Source organism: Kitasatospora sp. NPDC007106 (assembly GCF_040634455.1).
Taxonomy (GTDB): domain Bacteria; phylum Actinomycetota; class Actinomycetes; order Streptomycetales; family Streptomycetaceae; genus Kitasatospora; species Kitasatospora arboriphila.
The window spans coordinates 1-1563 of record NZ_JBEYFP010001160.1 but is presented as its reverse complement, the minus strand read 5'-3'; the positions used below and the strand labels follow the sequence as shown (position 1 = coordinate 1563).

Annotated in this window: 1 protein-coding gene; it reads right to left on the bottom strand. The window is 74.1% G+C overall.

All coding sequences use genetic code 11. The features are described 5' to 3' along the window. Positions 1–14: 14 nt before the first annotated feature. Positions 15–1382 carry a PHB depolymerase family esterase gene (locus ABZ641_RS36735; RefSeq protein ID WP_359988891.1) on the bottom strand — a complete coding sequence of 456 codons (1368 nt, stop codon included), beginning with the start codon at positions 1380–1382 and terminating at the stop codon, positions 15–17. Positions 1383–1563: the final 181 nt, after the last annotated feature.

The following is a 1563-nucleotide window of genomic DNA, read 5'->3' as shown; positions in this document are numbered from 1 at the left end:
CGCCACCTACGACGTCAGCCGAGGGTGCAGGGGGTGCCGTTGAGGGCGAAGGCGGTCGGGGCGGCGGCGTTGCCGGTGTGGGCGGCCTGGTAGCCGATCGACACCGAGGCGCCGGGTGCGATCGCCGCGTCGTACGGGGCGTTCCGGGCGGTGACCGCCCCCGAGGCCGGGCTGTACGTGGCGTTCCAGCCGGAGGTGATGGTCTGTCCGGTGGGCAGGGTGAAGGCCAGCGACCAGCCGTTCACCGCACTCCCACCGGTGTTGGTGACGGTGACGGACGCGGTCAGGCCGGTGTTCCAGGCGTCGGCGGTGAACCCGACCCGGCAGGCCGCACCCGTGGACGGGGTCGTCGGCGGGGTCGTCGGCGGCGTGGTCGGGGGAGTGCTGGGCGGTGTGGTCGGCGGTGTGCTCGGGCCGGAGGCGTCCAGGCCGAAGAAGGAGATCGCCTGCGCCGCCATGCCCGCCGTCGGCAGGGTGTGGCCGGCGCCCTGCACGCTGACCGCCTCGACCGGCGGCCGGGTGCCGGCGCTGCCGTAGCGGGTGCGCGTCCAACTGCTCTGCGGGTGGTCGGTGAGGACGGGGGCCGGGCTCACGCCCAGCACGTCCGTCCACTGCTTGATCTCCTCGCCGAAGTTCGGGTAGCGCAGGGTGGTGTCCTCGGTGCCGTGCCACAACTGCATCCGCGGCCGCGGGCCGGTGTAGCCGGGGTCGGCGGCGCGGACAAGGTCGCCCCACTGCGGCCCCGTCCGGCTGACCGTGCCGTTGGCGCACGCGCTGTTCCACGAGGAGCCGTCGGTGGTGGCGAAGCAGCCGAACGGCACGCCCATGAACGCGGCGCCGGCGCTGAACACGTCCGGGTAGTCGCCCAGCAGCACGTTGGTCATCATCGCGCCGGAGGAGGCGCCGGTGACGAAGATCCGGCCGCTGTCCACCGCGTAGTGCTGCTGCACCCAGCCGACCATCGACCGGATCCCCACCGGGTCGCTGCCGCCGTCCCGCCTCAGCGCCTGCGGCGAGGACACGTCGAAGCAGCCACCGCTGCGGGTCGCCGACGGGTAGACCACGACGAAGCCGTACCGGTCGGCCAGCGAGGCGAACTCCGTGCCCGAGTAGAAGGCCGGACCGGAGCCCGTGCAGTAGTGGACGGCGACCAGCACGGCGGGCCGCGGCGCCACGTTCGCCGGCACGTACAGGTACATCCGCAGGCCGCTGGGGTTGCTGCCGAAACCGGTCACCTCGGTCAGGCCGGCCGCCCCGGCGGTCGGGGCCACCAGTAGCAGGGCGGCCAGCAGCGGGAGCACCGCCCCCAGCAGCAGGGCGGGCAGTGAGCGCAACCGCCGCAGGGGCGGGGCGGATCGGGCGTGCAGACGACTGTCGGGCATGTCCCTGTCCTTTCTAGACTGCGGGCTGTGAAGGGCTTGCTGCTGCGCTTGTCGGCCTTGGACGCGGATGCCGCCGCGGCCGTCCGGGTGATCGCCCACTACGAGGCGCTGCTCTCGGCGGGGGCGCTCGACGCCGCCGCCCTGGTGCGCTCCACCGCCGGACTCGCCGAGTGCCCGGCCG